This window comes from Agromyces laixinhei (assembly GCF_006337065.1).
GTDB lineage: Bacteria > Actinomycetota > Actinomycetes > Actinomycetales > Microbacteriaceae > Agromyces > Agromyces laixinhei.
On sequence record NZ_CP040872.1, the window covers coordinates 3,242,546 to 3,268,000 of the forward strand.

Below are 25,455 nucleotides of genomic sequence, written 5' to 3' on the forward strand. Positions count from 1 at the left end.
TCGTCCACCGCGATCTCCGTGCGGCGTGCGGAGCCTGCGCGACCACTCTGTCTTTTCGATACATTGCGCTTCTCTTTCTGTTGGGCGTCTGCGCTCAGCCGCACACGACCGCGGGATGCGATGCCGACACGATCGGATGCGTCATCCGCAGCTCGCCGCCGCGAACTCCACGTTCCGCGTCGACGTGACTGGCTCGCCGTCGATCGTGGCCTGAGCCGACACCTCGACGGTCCCGGCGCCGATGGCGGGCCGACGGCTGCTGAGCGCGTGCGACACGCTCTTGCCTGCCGCGACCGATGCCGTCGTTCTGGTGCCGTACGGCGAGGTGCTCGTCACCGACATCGGCACGTCCTCACCGTTCGTCACCCTGACCGTCTGCACGACCTTGCCGGCCACGCAGCGGGACGCCACGACGGCCGAGACTTCCAGCGACTCATCCGGAGTCACGGTGACGGTGACCGACACCGTGCGGTTGTCGGGCGCGATCTCTTCGTCGGCCTCCATGTCGAACACCGGCAGGCCGTCGGCCGCCCAGTGCACGCGGCGCACGAACGTATCGCGACCCGTGAGTCCGTTGTCGTCGGTGCGGGCATGGAAGACGTAGAGCAGGTTGTCGTCTTCGTCGTGCGACCACATACCGTGGCCGGTGCCGAGCTGCCAGTCGCCGTTGAAGAGCCCCGACTTCTGGATCGGGTAGTTCAGCTTCGTCCAGACAGCGGGGTCGGTCAGGTCGACGCCCTCGCCCGCGGTCGCCGTCACCAGACCCGTGGTGTACGTGTCGCCGACGGTCGAGCCGGAGTAGATCAGGTGCAGCACGCCGTCACGTACATGCACGTTCGGCCCTTCGGCGATGGTGTTGTCCCACGCGTACTCGGGCACCGCGATGCGCACCGGGTCCGACGTGAGTCGCGTGGGGTTCTGCGGGTCCACCTTCGCGATGAAGATCGCGCCCAGCATCTGCCAGGAGTAGTACGCCTGGCCCGAGTCGACGAAGTAGGTCATGTCGAGCGAGATCTGCTGGATGGGGTTCAAGGTCGACCCGTCGGCGCGCAGCACCTTCTCGGCCTTCGACCAGTTCGACGGCACCGCAGGGTCGAGGTCGTCGCCCTGCGCGTTCTGTTGCAGCTGGATGATGCTCGCGCGCCCCGTCCACATGTCGGGCCGGCCGTTCGAGCCGTTGTAGCAGGGCATGAACATGATCGACAGCACGCCGTCGATCACATGGAACTCCGGCGCCCAGAAGCAGCCCGTCATCACGCCGCCGTCGGCGTCGGTGTCGCCCGCGACCAGCAGGTCGACCTCGACGTTGCGGCCGGCGGCGATCGCCTCATCCGACAGGTCTTCGATGTTGTCGGCGATGCGCATCGGCATGTGCGCGCCGTTCGCCGGATCGACCGGGTTGAGGTTCAGGTCCTCCGTCGCGATCATCAGGAACCTCGTCTGCCCGTTCCAGTCGAAGCGGAAGATCGACGGGTCGGCGCGCTCGTCGGCGAACGGGGTGGCGTACTCGGGTGCTTTGATCTGGCCGGTCACCTCGTAGGCACCCGGCGTCGACGTGTCGACGTCCGCCAGCGACTCGGCGCTCCACTCGATCGCGCGTGTCGCGGTCGATCCGTCGTTGTAGGCCAGTTCCGCCCGCTCGGGCAGGGCCTCGACCTCGAGCGCGGAGCCCGCTTCGACGCTGACGTCGTCGAGTGCGGCGACGCCGGTGTTGACGATGCGGCCGAATCGCACCTGCAGCGCGCCGGCGACCTCGTTCGAGACGGCCAGCGCGTTGCCGCTGCCGTAGTCGTCGACGCCTGCATCCTCGCTTCCGGCGGTCGCCGCGACCGCGCCGCGCTGCGCGTCGGTGCGGGTCGAGTCGTCGGCGAGGTCAGCGAAGGTCGTGTACATGGGCGCACCGGCATCCGAGGTCCACGTGACCATGTACCGGCCAGATGCCGAGTCGTAGACGGCGGCTGGCTCATTCACGCCGCTGGTGACACCGAGGTCGACGAGCCCGATCTCCTGGTACGTGCGCAGATCGTCGCTGCGCGCGTACAGCACGCTCGACGCCTGCGTTCCGTCGGATCCGCCGCCGCGCGCGGTGCGGGTGGCGACGACGCCGTACCCGCCGTCGGCGAGCGCGAACACGTGCGGGTCGCGCAGACTTCGGAGAATCCCGTCATTCGTGCCCGCCGCCGGCACCGGCTCGGAGGTCTGCGCGAAGAAGATGCCGTAGTTCTCGTTGAGCGGGGTCCACCCGTCGGCGCCATCGAGCGCGAGGTGCATACTGAGCGCGGCATCCGCATTGTTCGCCTCGGCCGCGGAAGTGGGCGTGCGGTGGTAGGCGAGGAGTTGCGACGTGGTCTCGCTCGGCAGAACGCGCACGTCGAAGGCGCGCAGCACTGCGACGTCGGTCGACGTGTCGGTGACACGCACCTCGATCGCGGCATCGATCGCGGTCGTCGATGACGAGAAGATGGTGCCGTCCACGACCTCGGCACCGCTCACCGCTGTGACGCTGACGGTGGTGCCGTCGGGCGCGGGCGGAAGCGCAGCGCCCGACTCGACCACCGGCTGGATGACGAAGCGCTCGGCGAGGCGTTGCGCGCGTTCATCGGCGGTTTCCGAGGAGGGCAGCACGGTCACCGTGATGGTCTGGCTCGAGCTGAAGCCCCGCACCGCGGCGGCCGCGGTCAATTGAACCTGCTCCGCGGGTTCACCGGTGAGCGGCGGAACGACCGTACCGTCGGCGGCGACGACAGTGGGATCGCTCGACGTCCAGATCACCCGGCCGCCGGCGGTCGGCAGGTCGACATGCGTGTCGGTATCCAGATCGGCCAGCCCGAGCTCGTCGAGGATCGCCTGGGCCCGCGCTCGCAATTCATCGGCGTGGACCTGGGCGTCCGCGGCGGACACGTCGGCGATCTCTTCGGCCGTCAACGCGCGGTCGTACACGCGGAACGCCGAGATCGCGCCCTGGAACAACGGGTCGGGCCACGGTGCCCGGCCGATGGTGTTCAGCGACTGGTCGATCACGTCTGCCGGCGTTGACCCGACCGGGCCGGAGCCGGCCGGCACGCCGTCGAGGTACAGCGATGCCGTGCCGGTCGCTCCGTCGACGACCGAGACGACGTTCACCCACTGATCGGCCATGACGCCGCACGAGCTCGCCTGCATCAGCTGCTCGACGCCACCGGCCTTGATGCCGACGAGCGGAGACCGGCCCGATGCGCAGTTCAGCGACGCGAAGAAGTATTCGGTCGCGGCCGACTCGTTTCCGATGTTCCAGAGGAAGTGGAACCCGTTCAGCATCGCGCTCGACGCCTTCACCTCGGCCACGACCGTGGCGGACTCCGCTCCGGCGAGAATCGCATCGGGAAGTTCCACCCAGTTTCCGGTCGAGGTCATGGCCCCGCCGCGCAATGTCAGCGAGGTGCCGGTCCAGTCGGATGCCTGCACGTTACGCACGGTTGCAGACCCGAACTGCCCGCCGGGCGCGCTGTTCGGCACCGAAGTGCCGCCGGACTCGTCGAAGACGTACTCCGCCACGAGCCCGGGTTCGGGAACCGCAGCGCCGGCGCCGCTCACCCCCAGCCCGAGGACCATCGCGCTGATCGCGGCGAGCGCCAGCGAGGCTGTTCGAGTCGGGGATGATTCGCGCATTCCACTCTCCATCAAGCGGGGCCGATCGGTGCCGGCCGGTGTCGTCGTTCATGTTAGCGCTATCGGAATTCCATCCACCACTTCCAATGTGAGCGCTAACGCTGTACATTGACGCTCGTCGCCCGCGCGCTTCCGCGTGGGCGCAAGCCGCAATGGAGAGGGTTGATATGACGAAGACGTCATGGCGGCGAGGCGGACTGGCGGGGGCTGCGATCGCAGCACTCGCGGCGGGTCTGCTCGCGCCGACGACAGCGTACGCGGATCCGGTTCCGGAGGATCCGAACCTCGTGCTGCACTACGACTTCAGCCAGTCGGGTGCAGTGACGGATGTCTCGGGCAACGGGAACGACGCAGCGATCGTGGGCACCGGGGCGAGTGTCGTCGACGGCGAGCTGACCCTGCCGGGCGGCGCATCGAACAGCGGCGCCGGATACGTGCGCCTGCCCGCCGGGATCTTCGACGGCGAGGACACGCTCACGATCTCCACCTGGCTGCGCAACGAGACCGCGGCCGGCAACTACGCGGCCATGTTCTTCGGCTCCGGCACCGGCACCACCCCGGCGCAGTACTGGCTCCTCAACCCGAAGAATCCCGCGGGCCGGTTCAAGTCGGTGATCACGAACGGCAACGCACCGAGCGCTCCCTGGAGCACCGAGTACGGCATCTCGCCGACGAACTCCGCACAGGGCGTGGCCGGGCCGGTCACCGGCACCGAGTGGGGGATGTACACGACCGTCATCACGCCGACGTCGATCTCCGGTTACCACAACGGCACCCTCGTGGGCGAGGTGGCGACGACCCGCACCGTCTCACAGTTCGGCACCGGCCTCGTCGGCTACATCGGCCGCTCGACCTACCCCGACATCTCCTACAAGGGCAGCGTCGACGACGTCATCGTCTCGGCCTCCGCCTACACCCCTGCCCAGGTCTCCGAGCTCTACCACCGGAGCGATCGGGTCTCACCCGAGCAGACGCTCGAGGCCCTGAACACGGATGCCGACGCGATCACGCTGCCCGGCGAGGCGATCGCCGATCTCGAGCTGCCGCTCGCCGGCGCGAACCACTCGAGCATCGCGTGGGAGTCGTCGCAGCCGTCCGTCATCGGCACCGACGGCGGTGTGACGCGCCCAGGGCAGGGTCAAGACGACGCGGTCGTCACGCTCACGGCGACCTTCGCCCTCGGCGGCGAGTCCGTCACGCGCAGGTACGAGGTGACCGTTCCGGCGGTCGACGCCCAGCGCGACCTCGAGCGCGCGGCCGCCGCATTCGACCTCGGAATCGAGGTCGTGACGGGCGACATCGCGCTCACAGGCGCACTCGACGACATCGCGGTCTCGTGGTCGTCGTCGCATGCCGACGTCATCGGCACGGATGGCGCGGTGACACGCCCAGTCGCCGACACCGACGTCGAGCTGACCGCGACGTTCACTCGCGACGGTCGCACCGCCACGCGCACCTTCGCCGTCCGAGCGCTCGGCCAGGACGCCGGCCAGCTCGTCTCGTACGTGCACACCGGTGACACCGCGAAGACCGAAGTGCTGCACCTCGCGGCCGCTGCCGACGGCGACCCGCTCGTCGCCCTCAACAACAACAAGGGGGTGCTCTACCCGACGTACGGCACGGGCACGTCGCGCTTCGCCAACCCGACGCTGTTCCGTCATCCCGACGGCAGCTACGGCATGGTCGCAACGGACAACGCCTCCAACGGACGGATCTTCGTCTACCGCTCCGACGACCTGGTGACCTTCAGCGAACAGCAGTGGGCGCTCACGAACGCCGAGGGCATCATCGTCTCCCGCGCGGACGTGACGTACGACAACGGCATCCGTGCCTACCGCGTCGTGCTGCGCACGCCTGCCGGCAATGCATACGAGGTCACCACGACCGACTTCTCGACCTTCAGTGCTCCGGTCGCCGTAGTGCCGCCCGCCGTGCCGAGCGTGACGGGCCTGCCGAGCGGTGCGATCGAGGCATCCGCATTTCGTGTCACGGCCGACGAGCTCGCCGGCCTGCAGCGCTCACTCGGCCGCATCGTGAACACCTCGGTGGACGCGGGTGACGACGTCGAGGTTCCCGTCGACGGGCAGCTCGAGCTGCCCGAGCGGGTCGCGCTCGGCTACTCCGACGGCTCGTCGAAGCAGCTCGGCGTCGAGTGGGACACGAGTGCCGTCGACCTGTCGACGCCGGGCACCTACGAGGTGACCGGCACGGTGAACCAGCCGGTGTACGGAGACGAGAAGGGAATCCTCGTGCCCGAGCGTGCGGACCCGTGGGTGTTCCGCGATGACGCGCGCACGGGCGAGGCCGAGTACTACCTCACCGGTTCGTACCCGACCACACAGGCGAACCCGGGCGTCGGCTACGACCGCATCGTGCTTCGCCGCGCGGATTCGATCAACGGACTGACCTCGGCGCAGGAGCAGGTGCTGCTCTGGTCTCGCAACTCGGCCGCCCCCGACACGTCCAACGGGTCGACGATCGCGCAGGGCGCGTACCGGTACTTCTGGGCTCCCGAGTTCCATCGGATCAACGGGGACTGGTACATCCTCTTCACCTCGAGCCGCAGCGGGAGCGTCTGGGACATCCGGCCGGCGATCATGCGAGCACCGGGCGACAGCGACCCGATGGTCGCGTCGAACTGGGAGGAGCTCGGTTACGTCGAGGCCGCGCCGGGCGACTCGGCCGCCTTCGCGAACTTCTCGCTCGACATGACGTACTTCGAGGCGAACGGCAAGCACTACATGGTGTGGGCCGAGAAGCCGGGCAGCTCCGATCTGCGCATGGCGGAGATCGACCCGACCGACCCGAGCCGGTTGATCTCGAAGTCCATCCAGCTGTCGACCCCGAACTACGCATGGGAGCGCACCGCCAGCCAGGTGATCAACGAGGGCCCGGCGGTCATCAAGAGCGACGACGAGGTGTTCGTGTTCTTCTCGGCTTCGGAGGTCAACGAGACGTACTCGATCGGGATGCTGCGAGCACCCCTCGATGGCGACCTGATGGATGCCGCGACGTGGACGAAGACGGGATACCCGCTGCTGACGTCCGACGACTTCGGCGGGCAACAGCAGGGACCCGGCCACAACTCGTTCACGCTCGACGCCGACGGCAACCCCGTCATCGTGTACCACGCCCGCCCCCCGTTCTCGGAGTGGGCACCTGGCGCCGACGGCGGCCTGAACGACCCGAGCCGGCACGCCAGGGTCAAGTCGGTCCACTTCGCGGCCGACGGCTCGGCGGTGCTCAACCAGACCCGTGAGGAGGAACTGGCGCCCGAGAATCGCACGGTGACCGTGCAGGTGACGGTCGTCGGCGAGCCCGATGAGTCGCTGGATGTCTCGGCGGTCGTCAGCGACCGGTGCGTCGCCGGCAAGGTCGTGCAGACCGTTTCGATCACCAACGACGAGGGATTCCCGGTCAAGGTCTCGACGGCCTCGCCGTACGGTTCGAAGACCGTGTCGGCGCTGGCATCCGGAAAGCGCGTGTCGCAGGCCTTCACCACCCGCGCCACGTCGATCGACGGAGGTTCGGTCACCGTGACGGCCGAAGCGACGGTCGGCGGCGAACCCGTGACCGACGTGCACGAGATCGCCTACGCGGGCGCGACGTGCGACTGAGATCGCGTCTGACCGTCGACGCGGTCTGAGGAGCAGCCGAATGCGCCGCCGGGGTCATCCCTGCGGCGCATTCGCGTTCCCATCCCCATCTGCATCTGCATCCCCATCCGCATCCCATCCGCATCCGCATCCCCATCTGCATCCCCATCCCCATCCCCATCCCCATCTGCATCCCCATCCCCATCCCCATCCCCATCCCCATCTGCGGATCGTAGGACGAAGGAGGAGTTGTAGGACGGCAGGCGCTGTGCTCGTCCTACCAAGGCGGCTTCGTCCTACATTCTCCAGATGCTGGAGCGTTCTACCGGTGCGCAGACGGATGCCGCGGCATCCTGACACGACGAACGGCGGATGCCGCAGCATCCGCCGTTCGTCGCCGACTTGCTACTGGCCGCCGGAGCGACGCTTGTTGTACACGTCGAAGGCGACGGCGAGCAGCAGCACGAGACCCTTCACGGCCTGCTGCCACTCGATGCCGATGCCCATGATCGACATGCCGTTGTTCAGCACACCGATGATCAGACCACCGATGATCGCGCCGCCGATCGTGCCGACGCCGCCCTGCACCGCCGCGCCGCCGATGAATGCCGCCGAGATCGCCTCGAGCTCGAAGCCGTCACCGGCCTTCGGACCGGCGAGGTTCAGCCGCGCGGTGAAGATGAGGCCGGCGAGCGCTGCCAGCACGCCCATGTTGACGAAGAGCCAGAAGTCGAGGCGACGCGTCTTGACGCCCGAGAGCTCGGCCGCGTGGCGGTTGCCGCCGATCGCGTAGATGTGGCGGCCGAACACGGTGCGGTTCATCACGACGCCGTACACGAGCACGAGCACCGCCAGGATGATGAGCGTGATCGGGATGCCCTTGTACGACGCGAGCGAGTAGGCGAAGAAGCCGATCGCCGCCGAGACGAGCACGAGCTTCGTGATGAACCACGGCATCGGCTCGACGTCCTGGCCGTACTTCTGGCGACCGCGGCGGCCACGCACCTGCTGCACGATGAGGATGACGATCGCGAGCGCCCCGATTCCGAGCGTGAGCGGATCGACCTCGAACTCTCCGAAGACGTCGGTGACGAACCCGTTGCCGAGTGCCCGGTACTCTGCGGGGAACGAGCCGATGTTCGCGTTGCCGAGCACGACGAGCGCAAGGCCGCGGAAGATGAGCATGCCCGCGAGGGTCACGATGAATGACGGTATGCCGACGAACGCGATCCAGAAGCCCTGCCATACGCCGACGAGTGCGCCGACGCCGAGCGAGAGGATGACCGACAACCACCACGGCAGCCCCATCTGCACGGCGAAGACACCGGAACAGGCGCCGACGAATGCGGCGACAGAACCGACCGACAGGTCGATGTGGCCGGCGATGATGAGCATCACCATGCCGATCGCCAGCACGAGGATGTAGCCGTTCTGCACGATGAGGTTCGAGATGTTCTGCGGTCGCAGCAGAATACCGTCGGTGAGGATCGAGAACAGCACGACCACCACGAGGAGCGCGATGAAGATGCCGTTCCTGCCGAGGTCGGAGAGCATGTGGCTGAGCCGGTCGGTGAACTTGTTCCGCACCGGGTTGACCGTGGCGCCGACGGCCTGCGAGTCGCCGGAGGGCGGAGTCTGGGTTGGTGTCTGATTCGACATGGGGTTCTCCTGGTGGTCCGCGCGCTAGCGGGGCTTTTCCATGGTCATGAGCTTGAGCATCGCCTCGGGGGTCGCCTCGGCGATCGGGAGCTCGCCCGTGATGCGGCCCTCGGAGAGCGCGTAGACGCGGTCGCAGATGCCGAGAAGCTCGGGCAGCTCCGACGAGATCACGATGATGCCCTTGCCCTGTGCTGCGAGGCGATTGATGATCGAGTAGATCTCGTACTTCGCGCCCACGTCGATGCCGCGGGTGGGTTCGTCGAGGATGAGCACGTCAGGGTCTGCGTAGATCCACTTCGAGAGCACGACCTTCTGCTGGTTGCCGCCCGAGAGCTTGCCGGTCTTCACGAGCACGCTCGGCGCCTTGATGTTCATCGACGTGCGGTACTCGTTGGCGACCTTGAACTCCTCGTTGTCGTGCACGAGGCCGAACCTCTCGAGCTTCTTCAGCGATGCCATCGAGATATTGCGCTTGATGTCCTCGATGAGGTTCAGCCCGTACGTCTTGCGGTCCTCGGTCGCGTACGCGATGCCGTGATCGATCGCCTCGGCGACCGTGCGCGTCTTGATCTCGGCGCCGCGAAGGAACACGCGGCCCGAGATCTTCGAACCGTACGACTGCCCGAACAGGCTCATCGCGAACTCCGTGCGCCCGGCACCCATGAGCCCCGCGATGCCGACGATCTCCCCGGCGCGCACGTTGAGGTTGACCTTGTCGACGACCACTCGCGACGTGTCCTGCGGGTGGTGCGCTGTCCAGTCCTCGACGCGCAACAGCTCTTCGCCGATGTGGGGCGTGTGGTCGGGGTAGCGATGCTCGAGGTCTCGGCCGACCATGTCCTTGATGATGCGGTCTTCGGTGACGTCGTTCTTCGCGATCGTCTCGATGGTCTTGCCGTCGCGGATGACCGTGACGGAGTCGGCGACCTTCTTGATCTCGTTGAGCTTGTGGCTGATGATGATCGACGTGATGCCCTGGCCCTTGAGGTGCAGGATCAGGTCCAGCAGGTGATCGGAGTCCTCGTCGTTGAGGGCGGCCGTCGGCTCGTCGAGGATCAGCAGCTTCACTTGCTTCGAGAGCGCCTTGGCGATCTCGACGAGCTGCTGCTTGCCGACGCCGATGTCCATGATCTTCGTCGTGGGGTTCTCACGGAGACCCACGCGGGCGAGCAGCTTGGATGCCTCGAAGTTCGTCTTGTTCCAGTCGATCAGGCCGCCGCGACCCTTCTGCTCATTGTTGAGGAAGATGTTCTCGGCGATCGAGAGGTACGGGCTCAACGCGAGTTCCTGGTGGATGATGACGATGCCCTTGGCCTCACTGTCGGTGAGGTCGCGGAACTCGACCGTCTCGTTCTCGAAGACGATATCGCCGTCGTAGGTGCCGTGCGGGTAGACGCCCGAGAGCACCTTCATGAGGGTCGACTTGCCGGCGCCGTTCTCGCCGCAGATCGCGTGCACCTCACCGCGCTCGACGGTGAGATTGACGTTCGCGAGGGCCTTCACGCCCGGGAACGTCTTCGTGATGCCGCGCATCTCGAGAATGTCAGTGGTCATCCTTGCTCCTGCTTCATTGCCGGGTGGGGGCGGCCGGTGACGGATGCCCCGGGCCGGGACCTGAGGCGAGAGTACTCCCGCCCGGGCCCCGGCACACGGGACATGGCGTCATCCGGCCGCCGTGAACCGGTAGTGACTAACCGTTGATCTCTTCTTCGGTCCAGTAGCCGCTGTCGACGAGGACCTCGGTGATGTTGTCCTTGACGACGATCTGCGACTCGAGGAGGTACGACGGCACGACCTTCACACCGTTGTCGTAGTCGGTGGTGTTGTTGACCTCGACCTCTTCGCCGTTCAGGATCGCGGCCGCCATGTCGACGGCGACCGATGCGAGCTCGCGCGTGTCCTTGAAGATGGTCGCGAACTGCTCACCCGAGTTGATCGCCTTGACGGAGTCGATCTCGGCGTCCTGGCCCGAGATGATCGGCCAATCGGCGCCGACGGCGTAGCCGGCGTCGGTGAGCGCCGAGATGATGCCGCGCGAGAGGCCGTCATAGGGCGAGAGCACGGCGTTCACGGTCGATCCGTCCGAGTAGGTCGACGTCAGCAGGTTCTCCATGCGCTCCTGCGCCACTTCGCCGTCCCAACGGAGGATGGCGGCCTGCTCGAAGTCGGTCTGACCCGACTTCACGACGAGCGTGCCCTCATCGATGTAGGGCTGCAGGGTGTCGATCGCGCCGTTCCAGAAGAACGTGGCGTTGTTGTCGTCGGGCGAACCGGCGAACAGCTCGATGTTGAACGGACCGGCCGGGGCGTCAGCGGTCGGCTCCCCCTCGAGATCGGTGAGTCCGAGACCGTTCAGGAGCGAGGTCGCCTGCTGCACGCCGACGATGTAGTTGTCGAACGACGCGTAGTAGTCGACGTTCTCCGTGTCGCGGATGAGGCGGTCGTAGGCGATGACGGGGATGTCGGCGTCGGCCGCGTCCTGCAGCACCTGCGAGAGCGTCGTGCCGTCGATCGAGGCGATGATGAGCGCTTCGGCGCCCTTCGTGATCATGTTCTCGATCTGCGAGACCTGGGTGGGGATGTCGTCTTCTGCGTACTGCAGGTCGACCTTGAACCCCTGCTCCTCGAGCTGCTCCTTGACGGCGTCGCCGTCTTGGATCCAGCGCTCCGAGCTCTTGGTCGGCATCGCAACGCCGATGAGGCCGCCCTCGCCGCCGTCGCTTCCGCCGGAGCCCCCCGAACATGCCGCGAGCGCGAGCATCGAGCCGGCCGCGAGGGTTGCGAGAAGCACCTTCTTCGTGTTCTTCACGGTGTTTCCTTTCACTGTGTCTTTCCTGGTGTCTTTCATTGGGACGTCATTGTCGTTCGACGGGAGTCCGTTGCCTGCCCGTAGACGTTCTGGTAGCGGTCGTAGAGCCGATCGATCGACTCCTGCGGAATCGGAATCAGCGCACCCGCCTCCCGCGCGAGATGCACGGTACGCGCGGCATCCTCGACCATGACGGCGGCCTTGACCGCGTCTTTCGCCGAGGTGCCGATAGTGAACGGACCGTGGTTCTGCATCAGCACGGCACGGCTCCGATGGTCGGTCAGCGTCTCGACGATGCCGCGACCGATCGAATCGTCGCCGATGATCGCGAACGGACCGACCGGGATCGGGCCGCCGAACTCATCGGCCATGGCTGTGGTCACGCACGGGATCTCTTCGCCGCACGTGGCCCACGCCGTGGCGTACGTCGAGTGCGTGTGCACCACCCCGCCCACGTCGGGCATGTTGCGGTAGACGTAGGCATGTGCCGCGGTATCGGATGACGGACTGCGCTCGGCGCCCGGAGTACCCTCGATCACGTTGCCGTCGAGGTCGCAGAGGATCATGTTCTCTGGAGCGAGGTCCTCGTACGGAACGCCCGAGGGCTTGATGACGAACAGGTCCGCGCCGGGCACGCGGCCCGAGACGTTGCCACCCGTCCACACGACCAGGCCGTAGCGCGACAGCTCGCCATGCAGCCGGGCGACGTCGGCACGCACCCTCGCGATGGCGACCTCGATCTGCGGTCCGTAGGTGATCATGCTCGCCCCGCCACCATCGTGGGTTCGTCGGCCGACTGCGCGAACGCATCGTTTCGCGTCGTCGGTGCGGCGGAGCGGTACACGGGTGACTCCTTCGTCAGGATGGTGTGGCGTGCCGAGATCCCGGAGTGATGTGACCGTTCACATGGCGCTGATCATGTTAGCCCCATGACGCAGATTCCTGTCAAGATCGGCAGGTCACGGAATCGTAACGACGGGAGATGACGGCGCGGCTCGGGCGGGATGGCGGCCCGGTTCCGCCGGAACACCGCGCTGGTCGGTCAGAACGCGGGCCGTCCGGTCGAGTCCCGCACGATCAGCTCGGGCGTGATCGTTTCGAGAGCTTGCGCCGCTTCCGGGTCGCGATCACCGAGCAACCGGGCGACGCAGCGACGTCCGAGCTCGGCGAAGTCCTGCCGAACGGTCGTCAGCGGCGGCCAGACGTGTGCCGCCTCGGGAATGTCATCGAAGCCGACGATCGAGACGTCCCCCGGAATGTCGAGACCCGCATCGCGCACGGCGTGCATGAGCCCGATCGCCATCTGGTCGTTCGACGCGAAGATCGCGGTGAAGTCACGCACCGTGAGCAGTTCGCGCCCAGCGTGGTAGCCGAAGTCCGCGGTCCAGTCGCCGAGGATCGGCGCGGTCGTCGCCACGTCCTGGGCGCTCATCTCTTCGAGGAACCCGCGCATCCTCGCCTCCGCCTCGATCCAGTCCTGCGGTCCTGCGAGATGGTAGATGTTTCGGTGGCCGAGTGAGATGAGGTGCCGGGTGGCCAGGCGCGCCCCCGCGATCTGATCGACCGAGAGGGTTCGCCCGGCCTCATGCCCGGCCGCCTGCATGGTCACGTACGGCACATCGATCGAGAGTTCGGAGAGCGTCTCGAAGACGCGTACCTGCGGCGCGATCACGACCAGCCCCTCGATGCCCTGGGCCGCGAGATGCGCGAGCCCGTCGGCGATCGAAGCAGCATCCGACGCCTCGATGTTCGCCGTCGTCACCCAGTAGCCGGCGACGCGGGCCGCCGCCTCGACCGCGGCGATGGTCGACGCCGCGCCGTACTGCGTGCTCGAGGCCGAGAGAACCCCGATCGTCCTCGAGCGGCTCGTGACGAGGGCCCGGGCCGCTCGGTTCGGCTTGTACTGCAGCTCGGCCATGACATCGAGCACGCGCTGCTTGGTCTCGGGGCGAATGCTGTGGTGGTGGTTGAGCACGCGCGAGACCGTCTGGTGCGACACGCCGGCCAGGCGCGCGACATCGCGGATGCTCGGTGCACGCCCGCGCTGCGCCTGCTCTTCGGACACTTCGGCCTCGATCATGTTCTCGGCATGTGTACGGTCACACGCGCCCGCGCCTCCATTATGCACATGCCGGCGCGGAATGTGACGGTCACATGTGTGACGGTCACATCGCGGTTCGGCCGCTGCGAACCGGAACGATCGTCCTCTGCGAGGGGCTGGGATACGGAAGTGGCGGTATCGTGCTGCAAGCACCGGATCGGTGCGTACGCCGAGCCTCGAGGACCGAAGTGGCCGACTTCATGCGATACCTCCCGCTCGGTCAGCGCGACCGCGGGCCTGAGCTCGACGTGTCGTCCGACTGCCGTGACGAGGTCGCCGACGTGATCGATCGCACCGCAGTGGCGCTCGACGCCGCAGAAGTCGACGACGCGGCCGCTGTCCGCCTCGCGGACCGGTTCCTCAGCGGCACAGGCACCCGGCGTCACCCCGTACCGGAGCACGCCGATTCCCCCGCAGCGGCCGCCTCGGCATCACCGGATGCACCCGCATCGCCGTCCGACCGCCTGCGCGCCTACGCCGTGGCGATCCGACTCGGCCGCCCCGCGCCGGTAAGCCTGCTCGCACGTGCCGTGGCGGGGTACCTTCTGCTGGCACGCGAGGTCGACGCCGCCCCCGCCCTTCCCGATCGCACGAGCGGCGCGGTGGCGCTCTACCTCGCGGCGAAGGCTCCAGCCCCGATCCGGGCGGTCATCTCGGGTCACGCGCTGCGCGCACTCGATGCCGAGTGGGACTTCGGGCGCGGTCCTGTGCTCGAGCAGCAGGCGATTCCGATGCTCGAGTTCCTCCTCGGCCGCGGCATCGAGGCGCCGGTCGCCCATCACCCGCGGTGACCCGCCCGAGCTGACCCCGCCTACGGCAATTCTGCCGATGGTGCAGCGCCCGGCAAGCGAGCCATTGGGCATCCATCAGTTGCAGGTCAGCCGCGGCTGCCGACCGGCCGCACGCGAGCCGCGAGCAGCACCGCGACGAGCGCGATCGCAACCGTGACGGCGAAGTCCGCCGCGAACATGCCGGTGCCCAGCGCGGTCGAGACGAGGGCCGTGACGGCGAGCGCGATGGCCGCGCCGAGCGATTCGGCGATGGTGAGGGCGGCGCTGTTGAAGCCCTGTGCAGACACCGGCGAGAGCGAGAGCACCGCGACCGAGAAGCGGGGGTACATGAAACCCATGGCCCCGCCCGCCAGCGTCCACGCCACGAAGGCGATCGCCGGAGCGAGCGTGAACAGCGCGACGACGAAGACGATCGTGAGCGCGATCACGAGCGCGGTCGTGCCGATCACGATGACCCGCGTGTTCGACACCCGCTCGACGAGTCGGCCCTGCAACCACGACGCCGCGGCCCACGAGACGCCGGCGCCGGTCAGCACCGCACCGGCGAGGCTCGGCGAGAAGTCGTAGCGCTCGATGAAGAGGTAGGGCAGGTAGATCTCGCTGCCGAAGAAGGCGCCCGCGACGATGAGCTTCAGCATGACCGTCGCCGGCATGCCGCGAGCGACGCGGAAGGCGCCCCTCGGCAGCAGCGGCCGGGCCGCCCAGGCCGCGAGCGCGATCGCCGCGACGGCGACGACCCAGCGCCAGGGGTCGTCGAGTTCCTTCGAGAGCGAGACCGAGAGCGCGGCGGTTGCCGTGAGGGTCGACCAGCCCACGCGGCTGATGCTCCACTGCACCGCGGGGTCGCCGCGCACCTGCTCGCGCACGCGCAGCACGGGCGGCAGCATCATCGCCGCGGCCGGCACCACGAGCACGATCACGCCGAGGAACACCCAGTGCCAGCTCAGCGCCTCGGCCACCATTCCCGCGAGCGCGGGGCCGACGATCGACGGGATCACCCACGCCGCGGCGAAGCCCGCGAACACGCGGGCTCGCAGCCGCTCGGGATAGACCCGGCCCACGATGACGTAGAGCGGCACGATGACCGCGGCGCCCGAGAGTCCGTGCAGGAATCGGCCGACGATGAACACCTCCATGTTCACCGCGGTGCCGGCGATCACGAGCCCGACGACGAAAAGCGCCGCCGAGACCAGCAGCGATGGGATCGGCCCGGAACGGTCGGTCCAGTTGCCCGCGATGACCATGCCGATGATGCCTGCGGCGAGCGGCACGGCGAAGGCGAGCGCGAAGAGCGCCGCACCGTCGAGCTGCTCGGCCACGAGCGGCATGATCGTCGTGACGGCCATCGCCTCGAACGCCGCGAGGAAGATCAGCGAGAACATGCCGATCGAGAGCCAGCGATAGGGCATCGACAACGGCCCCGGCGCCGGCCTCAGCGTCGGCCCCGACGCCGGCGTCGACGTCGGCGCAGCGGATGCTTCGGCTGCCGGCGTGCTCGCGCCGGCAGCGCCGCTCGCCGCCTCGTGGTCGGTCGCCGGCGTCGGAACAGAGGGGTCGGTCACTCTGCCGAGCCTACGACCTCAAGTGCGCTTGACCTCAAGCGGATCGGGGCGCCGCCGCGCCTCAGAACTCCTCGTGCGTGTCGGGGTCGCCGCCCCAGATGCGCCCTCGCGACAACGCGGAGATGGCATCGACCTCTTCGGTCGTGAGCGCGAACCCGAAGACGTCGAGGTTCTCGCGCCGGCGCGCGGCATCCGACGACTTCGGAATCGGCACCGCCTCGAGCTCGACGTGCCAGCGCAGCACCGTCTGTGCCGGGGAGACGCCGTGGGCGGCCGCGATCTCGGTGATGACCGGCTCCTGCAGCAGTTCGGTGCGCTTGGCGAGCGGACTCCAGCTCACGGTGCGGATGTCGTGTTCGTCGTGGAAGGCACGCAGTTCCGCTTGCGGGAAGTACGGGTGCAGCTCGACCTGGTTGACGACGGGCACGATGCCCGTGCTGTCGATGAGCCGGGTGAGCATCTCGGGCGTGAAGTTCGAGACGCCGATCGAGCGCACGAGGCCCTTCTCGCGAAGCGAGATCATCGCCCGCCAGCTGTCGAGGTACTTGCCGAGGCGCGGAAGCGGCCAGTGGATGAGGTACAGATCGACCCAGTCGAGATCGAGTCGCGATCGCGACTGCTCGAAGCTCGCGATCGTCTCGTCGAAGCCGTGGTGCTTGCCCGGCAGTTTGGTGGCGATCACGAGATCGCTGCGATCGACGTCGGTGCGGCGGACCGCCTCGCCCACGGCCTCTTCGTTGCCGTAGTTGAAGGCGGTGTCGATGAGGCGATAGCCGTCGGCGATGCTCGCGGTGATCGCGTCGATGCCCACCTGGTCGTCGAGTCCATACGTGCCGAGCCCGACCGCCGGAATCGAGTTGCCGTCGCGGAGGGAGTACGAAGGAGCGATCATCTGTCCATCCTCACGCACGCGAGCACCGGATGCCAGATGCGACGCCCCGGCGAATCGACGAACTCAGTCTGCGGCAGGCACCTCGGCGAACGCGCGCACCGGGAAGGTGCCGAAGCCGGCGACCCGCGGCGGCACGGCCGTGAAGCGGGCACCGCGTACCGGCACCTCTGCGAGCGCGGTCAGGTGCTCGACCACGTGGATGCCCGCCGCCAGCAAGATGGAGTGCGCCGGCCGGGTGCCGCCCGATTCGGTGTCGTCGATGTTGAGCGAGTCGATGCCGACGATCGCGACGCCGACGTCGGCGAGGTGCTGTGCACCGGCCTCGGTGAGGAACGGCGCGCCGTGCGCATACTCGGGTCGCCCGAAGTGACGGCTCCAGCCCGTGTGCAGCAGCACCGCGGTGCCCGCGAGCTCGCGGTCGAAGAAGACCGCTGCGGGAATACCGCGCTCCGCGGCATCCGTCAGTCTGAAGACCTCGGCGGGGATGCCGACGAGCGTGTCGAGCGACAGGCTCGCGAGGTCGCCCCCGCCTGCGTACCGGTGGAACGGGCTGTCGAGGTAGGTGCCGGTATTGCCCGCCATCGCGATGACGTCGATCTCGAACTCGGTGCCCGGCGCGTAGTGGTCGCGCGACGCCTCACGCGTCAGGTGCGGCGTGATCTGCGGCGCGGGCAGGCCGGGGTACGTCACGAGCCCCTCGCTGATCACGTGGCTGAGATCGACGAGTCGACCGCGCTGCGCAGTGTTCAGCGCAGCGGATGCCTCGGCGCCCGCGTCGGCGCCCCCGCTCGCGTCGGCGCCCCCGCCCGCGCCGGCCTCGGCGCCTGCGCCCCTCGATCCCCGGTGCGCCTCTTCGACGACCGAAAGGTTCGATAACTCGACGCTGCCGACGAGTGCGAGGCCGAGGTGGCGCACGAGCAGTTCGCCGATCTGCGCTTCGGTGAGCTGCGGTGACGGCAGGTCGAGCCGGAACGCCTCGGCGTGCAGCCCGCCGCCGTTGACGAAGGAGATATCGGCATCGAAGCGGGCGCGGTACTCGGTCACCGGAGCACCTCGGTAGCGGGGCGGTCGGTCGGCGCTGCGATCTGCGTGCTGCGACGGCGCGCCCGCACACGCCGCACGACGGTCACGAGCACTGCGGCGGCAGCGAGCAGGAGCGGCACGATGAGGTTCGCCCAGGCGAGCACGAGGAGCCCCGCGGTCATGACCGTCGCGATGACCGCGAGCCACCAGCCGAACGACCAGCGCCGCAGCAGCAGGGTCGCGGCGAGCATGCCCACCGCGTAGATGGCGACCATGTTGCTCGTGTGGATGAGGATGAAGCCCGTGAGGTCGAGGTCGTTCGCCAGCATGAGGCAGAAGTAGCCGATGACGAGCACGCCGGTGAGGGCGAGAGCGCGTCGCGGCACCTCGCCGTCGGCGGCACCCTTCGCGAAGAACCTCGGCAGGTCGCCGTCGCGTCCGAGTGCGGCGCCGAGCTTGGCGAAGGCAGGCAGGTAGGCGTTCATCACGCCGAGCGTGACGATCGCCGCGACGATCGCGACGAGCACAGGTCCGATGCCGGGCGCCGTGGTCTCGACGAGATCGAGCAGCGGTACCTGCCCCTCGCCGGCCCGGTCGCCGAGCACCGCGACCGTGACGACCTGCAGGGCGAGGTATCCGGCGCCGACCACGACGACGGCGATGCCGGTGGCGAGCGGGATGATCTTGCGCGGGTTCTTGAACTCGCCCGCGATGTGCGTGCCGACCTCCCAGCCGGCGAAGGCCCACACGAAGAGGCTGATCGCGACGCCGACCCCGCCCCAGCCGTTCGGCAGGAACGGCGCGAAGTTGGATGCCTCGGCGGCCGGGAATGCGACCGCGACCACGCCGACGACGACGGAGACCAGGAGCCCGGTGAGCACGAACTGCACCCAGCCCGCCACACGCACGCCGAACCAGTTGACGATGAACGGGGGCGCGAAGACCGCGAGGCTGATGATCGGCACGGCGGAACGATCGATGCCGAGCACCGCGACGACGTACTCGCCGCCGAGCACGGCGAGCACCGGGGCGCCGAAGCAGACGCCGAAGTAGAACCAGTACCCGGTCATGCGCGCCATCGTGTCGCCCAGCGCACGGCGTGCGAAGCTCGCCACACCCCCGGCATCGGGATACCGGGCGGCGAGCGACGCGAAGGTGCCCGCCAGCGGTATCGAGAGCACGAGCACCGCGGCGACCGCGACGACCGACGCCGGCCCCGCTGCGGAAGCCGCGAGCCCCGGCAATACGAGAATGCCCGAGCCGAGCACGCTCGCGATGTAGAGGGCGGTGCCCTGCACGAGGCCGAGGCGGCCACGATGCGGTGCGGGATCGGCGGTCGTCGAGGTGTCGGATGCTGCGGCGCTTGCGCTCACGAGCGGTGCCGCGCCACTCGCCACGACGGTCTGATTCGAGGTCACTCGCTCATTCTGGAACATCCCACCGACGTGCGCTCCTGGCAGGAATGCCACCTTTCGTCGAAATTCTGCCAGAGGCTCGGATGGGACGGCGAGACCGAAGTCGCGGCGGGTCGCGACCCTCGACGGATGCGCCGCGAGCCGGCGTCGCGTGGGCTGGACACATGACCACGAAACAGCTGGAAACCGACGCATCACCCGCCGCGGCGATCGGAACCGCGGCACTCGCCATCGTCACCGCTGCCGTCTCCCTCACGATCGGACCGACCGACGACTACGCACGGATCTTCCCACCCCGCTGGCTCACCTTCATCGCGGCGACTCTGCTCGTCGTGGCACTCCTGGCGGAGAGGTCCGCCGCCCCGCCCCGTCGCAGGCGAGGCGGGGGCGTGCTCGGCTGGGCCGCCGCGGTGTTCTTCTTCGGCGCCTCCGGCGGAGTGATCCTCGACGGCTTCCGGGCGTTCTTCCGGGCGACGGGGATTCCCGCCGGCGAGTTCGCCACCGTCGACTGGCCGGGCGCGCTCGCGCGGGCCGCGAGCCTGTTCGCCGCTCTCGCGACGGTTCTCTGGACATCCCGCCTCCGCGCGAGGAAGGAGCGCACCCCCGAGGGCACCCGCCCCGCGACATCCACGTTCATGCGAACCGCTCTCGCGTGGAGCGCCGTCGCCTTCACCGTTCCCTACCCACTGCTCAAGCTGGTGTGGTGGGCGCAGGATGCCTCGGGCCGCGCGGCCGCCGACCGCGCAGGTTTCCCGGTGATGGAACTCCTCGCCTTCGGCGCCGCACTCCTCCTCGTGCTCCTGCTGACCTCGTCACTGCCCCTGCCCCTCCCCGCGTGGCTGCTGATCACCGGCGGCTGGATCGCGTCGATGGCGCTGCTCAGCATGGGGTTCCTCATGGTCTTCGGGCTGCTCGCGCAGGCGACCGGCGTCGCGGCAGGTTCCGTCTCGTTCACGAGTGGTGGAGCGACGCTGTTGGTGTCGTGCGTCTACGCCACGTGGCTCCTTCTCGGACTCGTGACGCTCGTCGCGACGCTCGCGTTCGTCGACGATCGCCGCTCCCGTCGAGCACAACTCGTCGAGCGAGCGGATGCGATACGTGCCGGGGCACCTCCTACCGAGCGGACCGCCGCGGAATAGGTTGGACCCGTGACCCGGAAGCCGACCCGCCAGGACGTGCTCATCGCCGTGGCCGCGCTGATCGCGCTGCTCCCGTTGACGGCGGTCATCGCACTCAGCTCCATTCCCGCGCCCGCCGCGTGGATCGTGCTGGTGCTCGCGGTCGTCGCGCATGCCGCACTCGTGTGGCGCCGCGCGCACCCGCTCGGCGCGCTGCTCGTCATCTCGGCGGCGCTCGGAGGCGAGGTCGTCGTGACCGGCCTGTTTTTCCTGCTGCCCTCCTCGCTCGTGTTCGTGATCGCACTGTACGCGGCGACGGCCTACGGCACGCGCTGGCCGCCGCTCTCGATCGGGCTCGCCGGCTCCGCGGCTGCAGCCGCCCGGTACGCCGCCGACCCGAGCATCGTCGACTCCGGATTCGGACCGGCACCCTGGCTGCTGTTCCTGCTCTTCGCCGCGGTCGTGCTCTGCGCATGGACGATGGGCCTCCTTCGGCGAGCACAGCTGCTCGCGACCCGTGTCGCCGAAGAGCGCGCAGCAGCCGAACGTCGCGACCATGCGCAGCGCGAGGCGCTCGCGGCCTACGAGCAGCGCGCACGCATCTCGCGCGACATGCACGACGTGCTCGCACACTCGCTCTCGGTGATCATCGGTCAGGCGCGAGTGGCCCGGTTCGACGCGGCACGGGCGGGAGCGGCACTCGGCGTGATCGAAGACACCGCGCGCGATTCGCTGCACGAGATCAGGGGCCTGCTCCGAGACATCCGCGACGACGGGCCCGGTGCACGGCCGCGCCCGCAGCCCACCCTCGCCGAGCTTCCCGAGTTGATCGAACAGGCGCGCGCGCTCGGCAGCGACGTCACGCAATCGACACAGGGAACACCGGTGCCGATCGGCTCCGCAGCGCAGTTGGCGATCTACCGGTTCGTGCAGGAGTCGTTGACGAATGTGGCGAAGCACGCGCACGCCGGCGCCGCCGTCGCGGTCACGGTGCGGTGGGAGCGCGGGCAACTGACGGTGAACATCGCGAACGACCGGGTTCGGGCGCGACCCCGGCCCGATACCGTCGAGCCCGGAATGGGGCTGCAGGGCATGGGCGAACGGCTCCGTCCGATCGGCGGCACCGTCATCATCGACGACGCGAATGAGGGCGAGTACAGTGTGACCGCGATCGTTCCCTCGACCGTGGCGACCCAGCAGGAGTTCACCGAATGATCCGCGTGCTCGTCGCCGACGATCAACCCCTCGTGCGCGCCGGCATCGTGGCGAGCATCGGCGCCCAGCCCGACCTCGAGGTCGTCGCCGAAGCCGGGAACGGCGTCGACGCCGTGCGAGAGACGGCCCGCCACTCGCCCGATGTCGTGCTGATGGACATTCGGATGCCGCAGCTCGACGGCATCGACGCCACTCGCGAGATCCTCGAACTCCGAGGCGGTACGCGGGTGCTCGTGCTCACGACGTTCGACGCCGACGAGTACATGTTCGGGGCGCTCCGCGCCGGAGCATCCGGTTTCCTCGTGAAGGACGCCTCCGTCGACGAGCTCGCCGCCGCGATTCGCGCGGTGCATCGCGGCGACGCGGTGCTCGCCCCCTCGACGACGGGCCGGCTCCTCGCACTCATGCTCCCGGCGATGCCCGACCCCCGCCAGCGTGCCGCCGCCGAAGCGGCCCTGACCGGGCGCGAGCTCGAGATCGTGCGGCTCGTTGCGAGCGGCCTCGGCAACGCCGAGGTCGCTCGCGCCGTCCATCTCGCCGAGGCGACGGTCAAGACGCACATCGGTCACGTGCTCACCAAGCTGGCGCTGCGTGATCGCGTGCAGATCGCCATCTGGGCGTACCGGAACGGACTCGCGCCCGATCAGTGACGTACGTGCGCATCGAGCGCTGCGGTGCGGGCGCACTTCTCGTCGAGGCGCGCCGGAGAGGTGCGGAGCGCGAGAGCGGAGCGCGAGGGCGGAGGCCGCTACAGGCGGGCGAGCGCCCCGTCGATATCGGCGAGCAGGTCGGCGACATCCTCGATGCCGACCGACAGTCGCACGACCGACTCGGGCACCTCGGCGTCGGTGCCCTTCACCGAGGCGTGCGTCATCTCCGACGGGTAGTTGACGAGCGACTCGACGCCGCCGAGCGATTCTGCGAGCTGGAAGAGTTCGGTCGACTCGGCGAATCGGCGCGCGGCGTCGCCGCCGCCCGCGAGCGAGATCGACAGCATGCCGCCGAAGCCCGACATCTGCCGGGCGGCGAGCTCGTGACCGGGGTGCGACTCGAGGCCCGGGTAGTACACCCGCTCGATGCCGGGGTGCTCGTCGAGGCGCCGGGCGATCGCCAGCGCGTTGCTGCTGTGCCGTTCCATGCGCACGCCGAGCGTCTTGATGCCGCGCGAAGTGAGGAACGCGTCGAACGGGCCCGAGACCGCGCCCGCCGCGAACTGCGTGAACGTCACGCGTTCGGCGAGGTCGGCGAGTTCGGGGCGGGGCGATCCGCCGCTCGCGTCGAGTCCCGCCCCGAACACGAGCGCGCCGCCGACGACGTCGGAATGCCCGCCGAGGTACTTCGTCGTCGAGTGCACGATGACGTCGGCGCCGAGCGCGAGCGGCTGCTGCAGTGCGGGCGAGGCGAAGGTGTTGTCGACGACAACGAGCACGCCCGCGGTGCGGCCGAGTTCGGCGAGCGCCGCGACATCCGAGATCTTCATGAGGGGGTTCGACGGCGTCTCGATCCAGAGCACCTTCGTCGACGACTCGATCGCCGCGCGCACCGCGTCGAGGTCGCTCGTGTCGACGGTCGTGTGCCGCACGCCCCAGGCGCCGTGGACCTTTCGGATGAGCCGGTGCGTGCCGCCGTAGACGTCGTTGCCGATCACGACGTGGTCGCCGGGAGCGAGCACGGTGCGCAGCAGCGCGTCTTCGGCCGCGAGGCCCGAGGCGAACGAGAGGCCGAGCTCGCCGCCCTCGAGCGCAGCGAGCTGGGTCTCGAGCGCGGTGCGCGTGGGGTTGCCGCCGCGCGAGTACTCGTAACCGCCGCGAAGGCCGCCGATGCCGTCTTGCACGTAGGTGGAGGTCGCGTAGATCGGCGGGATGACCGCGCCGGTGGTCGGGTCGAACTCCTGCCCCGCGTGGATCGCACGAGTGTCAAACCCCATGCTCTTTTCAGGAGTATTCATGCGTTGCCGTCGCTTTCTGGGCGAAAGTTCAGCCCTGAGGGTTAATTGTTGATGAGAAACAGGACGTCCACGACATCCGTTCCTGAAAAAGGAATTAGGCGGAGAGGTAGGCGAGCAGGTCGGTGCGGGTGATCACGCCGAGCGCCTTGCCGCCGTCGGTCACGAGCATCGCGGGAGTTGCGGCGAAGGCCGAGCGAGCGGATGCCACGGGCTCATTGACCCCGATGAGCGACAGCGGCTCGCCCACCACGCCCGACACCTTGTCGGTGAGCTGCGCCTCGCCGGAGAACACGAGGTCGAGCAGGGCCTCCTCGTGCAGCGCGCCCAGCACCTCGCCGAGCACGACGGGCGGCTCGGCGGTGAGCACGAGGAGTTGCGAGACCCCGGTCTCGGCCATGCGGTCGATCGCCTCGCGCACCGTGTCGTTCGGGTGCACGTAGACGATCGGGGCGGTGCGGTCGGCCTTCGCCGCGAGCAACTCGGCGATCGTGTGGCCGGCCGGGGCGTTCGAGAAGCCGTACGCCCGCATCCACTTGTCGTTGAAGATCTTGCCGAGATAGCCGCGACCGCCGTCGGGCAGCAGCACCACGAACACATCGTCGGGGCCGGCGGATGCCGCGGCCTCGAGCGCCGCGACCACGGCCATGCCGCTCGATCCGCCCACCAGGATGCCCTCCTCGCGGGCGAGCCGCCGGGTCATGTCGAACGACGCCGCATCGGAGACGGCGATGATCTCGTGCGGCACGGCGGGGTCGTATGCCGCCGGCCAGAAGTCCTCGCCGACGCCCTCGACGAGGTACGGCCGCCCGGTGCCGCCCGAATACACCGAACCCTCGGGGTCGGCGCCGATGATGCGAACGCGATCGTCGGACACCTCACGCAGATACCGCCCGGTGCCGGAGATCGTGCCGCCCGTGCCGACGCCGGCCACGAAATGGGTGACGCGGCCCTCGGTGTCGCGCCAGATCTCGGGACCCGTGGTCTCGTAGTGCGAACGCGGCCCGTTGGGGTTCGAGTACTGGTCGGGCTTGAACGCGCCGGGAATCTCGCGGGCGAGCCGGTCGGAGACGCCGTAGTACGACTCCGGATTGTCGGGGGCGACGGCGGTCGGCGTCACGACGACCTCGGCGCCGTAGGCGGTGAGCACGTTGCGCTTGTCTTCACCGACCTTGTCGGGGCACACGAAGACGCACCTGTAGCCGCGCTGCTGGGCGATGAGCGCGAGCCCGACGCCGGTATTGCCGCTGGTCGGCTCGACGATGGTGCCGCCCGGCTTCAGCCGGCCCTCGCGTTCGGCCGCGTCGATGATGCGGCCCGCGATGCGGTCCTTCGATGAGCCGCCGGGGTTCAGGTACTCGAGCTTGACCAGCACCGTGGCATCCGTCACCCCTTTCGTGACATGGTGCAGCTTCACGAGCGGGGTGTCGCCGACGAGATCGACGATGGTGTCTGCGTACTTCATTTGCGGTGCCCTTGCTGTCGGCTCGTTCCGCCCGGTCGGCGGACGGGAGCGGCGAACGATCGTGCGTGCGGTGTCGGTCTTGTCGGCGTCAGCGACAAGAGTCGCGTCAGCGACAACGGTCGCGTCAGCGACAACACAGCGAGAGGATCACGAGGTCACTCTACTGTGCCTTCGACGGGCGATCAGCCGCAACGGATGCCTCGATCCGGTGTTCTC

17 protein-coding genes are annotated in these 25,455 nt (G+C 68.6%); 5 read left to right on the forward strand and 12 right to left on the reverse strand.

The window, feature by feature from the left end:
- Positions 1 to 141 precede the first annotated feature (141 nt).
- The gene (locus FHG54_RS15350) at positions 142 to 3,648 is read right to left on the reverse strand and encodes a LamG-like jellyroll fold domain-containing protein (RefSeq protein WP_168197205.1); all 3,507 of its coding nucleotides are present in this window, start codon (positions 3,646 to 3,648) and stop codon (positions 142 to 144) included.
- Between the two features lie 167 nt (positions 3,649 to 3,815).
- On the opposite strand from FHG54_RS15350, the gene FHG54_RS15355 reads away from it, so the two are divergent.
- Positions 3,816 to 7,265: a family 43 glycosylhydrolase gene (locus FHG54_RS15355; protein ID WP_168197206.1), complete on the forward strand. Its 3,450-nt coding sequence runs from the start codon at positions 3,816 to 3,818 to the stop codon at positions 7,263 to 7,265.
- Between the two features lie 384 nt (positions 7,266 to 7,649).
- On the opposite strand, the gene mmsB is transcribed toward FHG54_RS15355, so the two are convergent.
- The 5 genes from mmsB to FHG54_RS15385 form a co-directional block, all read right to left on the reverse strand.
- Positions 7,650 to 8,903 carry a multiple monosaccharide ABC transporter permease gene (gene mmsB, locus FHG54_RS15365; protein WP_139418043.1) on the reverse strand — a complete coding sequence of 418 codons (1,254 nt, stop codon included), beginning with the start codon at positions 8,901 to 8,903 and terminating at the stop codon, positions 7,650 to 7,652.
- A gap of 24 nt (positions 8,904 to 8,927) precedes the next feature.
- Positions 8,928 to 10,457 carry a multiple monosaccharide ABC transporter ATP-binding protein gene (gene mmsA, locus FHG54_RS15370; RefSeq protein WP_139418044.1) on the reverse strand — a complete coding sequence of 510 codons (1,530 nt, stop codon included), beginning with the start codon at positions 10,455 to 10,457 and terminating at the stop codon, positions 8,928 to 8,930.
- 136 nt (positions 10,458 to 10,593) lie between these two features.
- Positions 10,594 to 11,664: a multiple monosaccharide ABC transporter substrate-binding protein gene (gene chvE / locus FHG54_RS15375; protein WP_198165922.1), complete on the reverse strand. Its 1,071-nt coding sequence runs from the start codon at positions 11,662 to 11,664 to the stop codon at positions 10,594 to 10,596.
- An 83-nt stretch (positions 11,665 to 11,747) separates the two neighbouring features.
- Positions 11,748 to 12,473: an L-ribulose-5-phosphate 4-epimerase gene (locus tag FHG54_RS15380; protein WP_139418046.1), complete on the reverse strand. Its 726-nt coding sequence runs from the start codon at positions 12,471 to 12,473 to the stop codon at positions 11,748 to 11,750.
- Positions 12,474 to 12,754: 281 nt separating this feature from the next.
- Entirely contained in the window at positions 12,755 to 13,792 is a 1,038-nt protein-coding gene (locus tag FHG54_RS15385; protein WP_168197235.1) for a LacI family DNA-binding transcriptional regulator, read from the reverse strand.
- A gap of 209 nt (positions 13,793 to 14,001) precedes the next feature.
- Here FHG54_RS15385 and FHG54_RS15390 point away from each other — a divergent pair, with 209 nt between their 5' ends.
- Entirely contained in the window at positions 14,002 to 14,604 is a 603-nt protein-coding gene (locus FHG54_RS15390; protein WP_139418047.1) for a hypothetical protein, read from the forward strand.
- 86 nt (positions 14,605 to 14,690) lie between these two features.
- Here FHG54_RS15390 and FHG54_RS15395 read toward each other — a convergent pair whose 3' ends face one another.
- The 4 genes from FHG54_RS15395 to FHG54_RS15410 form a co-directional block, all read right to left on the reverse strand.
- Entirely contained in the window at positions 14,691 to 16,166 is a 1,476-nt protein-coding gene (locus FHG54_RS15395) for an MFS transporter (RefSeq protein WP_139418048.1), read from the reverse strand.
- 61 nt (positions 16,167 to 16,227) lie between these two features.
- Positions 16,228 to 17,058, reverse strand: coding sequence for an aldo/keto reductase (locus FHG54_RS15400; protein ID WP_139418049.1), 831 nt, complete (start codon positions 17,056 to 17,058; stop codon positions 16,228 to 16,230).
- A 63-nt stretch (positions 17,059 to 17,121) separates the two neighbouring features.
- The gene (locus FHG54_RS15405) at positions 17,122 to 18,102 is read right to left on the reverse strand and encodes a cyclase family protein (protein WP_139418050.1); all 981 of its coding nucleotides are present in this window, start codon (positions 18,100 to 18,102) and stop codon (positions 17,122 to 17,124) included.
- Positions 18,099 to 19,499: an APC family permease gene (locus FHG54_RS15410; protein ID WP_232331378.1), complete on the reverse strand. Its 1,401-nt coding sequence runs from the start codon at positions 19,497 to 19,499 to the stop codon at positions 18,099 to 18,101. Before FHG54_RS15410 ends, FHG54_RS15405 begins: the two co-directional genes overlap by 4 nt.
- A 161-nt stretch (positions 19,500 to 19,660) precedes the next feature.
- Between FHG54_RS15410 and FHG54_RS15415 the strand changes: the two genes are divergently transcribed.
- Genes FHG54_RS15415 through FHG54_RS15425 form a run of 3 tightly spaced genes read left to right on the forward strand, consistent with a single transcriptional unit; the run spans position 19,661 to position 22,479 of the window.
- A complete protein-coding gene (locus FHG54_RS15415; protein WP_139418051.1) occupies positions 19,661 to 20,635 on the forward strand; it encodes a hypothetical protein in 975 nt (324 codons plus the stop codon).
- Between the two features lie 9 nt (positions 20,636 to 20,644).
- Positions 20,645 to 21,829, forward strand: coding sequence for a sensor histidine kinase (locus tag FHG54_RS15420; protein ID WP_139418052.1), 1,185 nt, complete (start codon positions 20,645 to 20,647; stop codon positions 21,827 to 21,829).
- Positions 21,826 to 22,479: a response regulator gene (locus FHG54_RS15425; protein WP_139418053.1), complete on the forward strand. Its 654-nt coding sequence runs from the start codon at positions 21,826 to 21,828 to the stop codon at positions 22,477 to 22,479. The genes FHG54_RS15420 and FHG54_RS15425 overlap by 4 nt, the downstream gene beginning before the upstream one ends.
- A 98-nt stretch (positions 22,480 to 22,577) precedes the next feature.
- On the opposite strand, the gene FHG54_RS15430 is transcribed toward FHG54_RS15425, so the two are convergent.
- Together FHG54_RS15430 and FHG54_RS15435 are read right to left on the reverse strand one after the other, a co-directional pair.
- Positions 22,578 to 23,777: a cystathionine gamma-synthase gene (locus FHG54_RS15430; protein WP_139418054.1), complete on the reverse strand. Its 1,200-nt coding sequence runs from the start codon at positions 23,775 to 23,777 to the stop codon at positions 22,578 to 22,580.
- 94 nt (positions 23,778 to 23,871) lie between these two features.
- Positions 23,872 to 25,239, reverse strand: a complete 1,368-nt coding sequence (locus FHG54_RS15435) for a cystathionine beta-synthase (RefSeq protein WP_139418055.1) — start codon at positions 25,237 to 25,239, stop codon at positions 23,872 to 23,874.
- Positions 25,240 to 25,455: the final 216 nt, after the last annotated feature.

What these genes read in the sequence shown, in the direction of transcription:
- FHG54_RS15380 (WP_139418046.1), bottom strand. Translation starts at nt 12,473, where the DNA reads ATGATCACCTACGGACCGCAGATCGAGGTCGCCATCGCGAGGGTGCGT.
- FHG54_RS15415 (WP_139418051.1), top strand. Translation starts at nt 19,661, where the DNA reads ATGACCACGAAACAGCTGGAAACCGACGCATCACCCGCCGCGGCGATC.
- FHG54_RS15355 (WP_168197206.1), top strand. Translation starts at nt 3,816, where the DNA reads ATGACGAAGACGTCATGGCGGCGAGGCGGACTGGCGGGGGCTGCGATC.
- FHG54_RS15435 (WP_139418055.1), bottom strand. Translation starts at nt 25,239, where the DNA reads ATGAAGTACGCAGACACCATCGTCGATCTCGTCGGCGACACCCCGCTC.
- mmsA (WP_139418044.1), bottom strand. Translation starts at nt 10,457, where the DNA reads ATGACCACTGACATTCTCGAGATGCGCGGCATCACGAAGACGTTCCCG.
- mmsB (WP_139418043.1), bottom strand. Translation starts at nt 8,903, where the DNA reads ATGTCGAATCAGACACCAACCCAGACTCCGCCCTCCGGCGACTCGCAG.
- FHG54_RS15425 (WP_139418053.1), top strand. Translation starts at nt 21,826, where the DNA reads ATGATCCGCGTGCTCGTCGCCGACGATCAACCCCTCGTGCGCGCCGGC.
- FHG54_RS15350 (WP_168197205.1), bottom strand. Translation starts at nt 3,648, where the DNA reads ATGCGCGAATCATCCCCGACTCGAACAGCCTCGCTGGCGCTCGCCGCG.
- chvE (WP_198165922.1), bottom strand. Translation starts at nt 11,664, where the DNA reads ATGCTCGCGCTCGCGGCATGTTCGGGGGGCTCCGGCGGAAGCGACGGC.
- FHG54_RS15400 (WP_139418049.1), bottom strand. Translation starts at nt 17,058, where the DNA reads ATGATCGCTCCTTCGTACTCCCTCCGCGACGGCAACTCGATTCCGGCG.
- FHG54_RS15385 (WP_168197235.1), bottom strand. Translation starts at nt 13,792, where the DNA reads ATGATCGAGGCCGAAGTGTCCGAAGAGCAGGCGCAGCGCGGGCGTGCA.
- FHG54_RS15430 (WP_139418054.1), bottom strand. Translation starts at nt 23,777, where the DNA reads ATGAATACTCCTGAAAAGAGCATGGGGTTTGACACTCGTGCGATCCAC.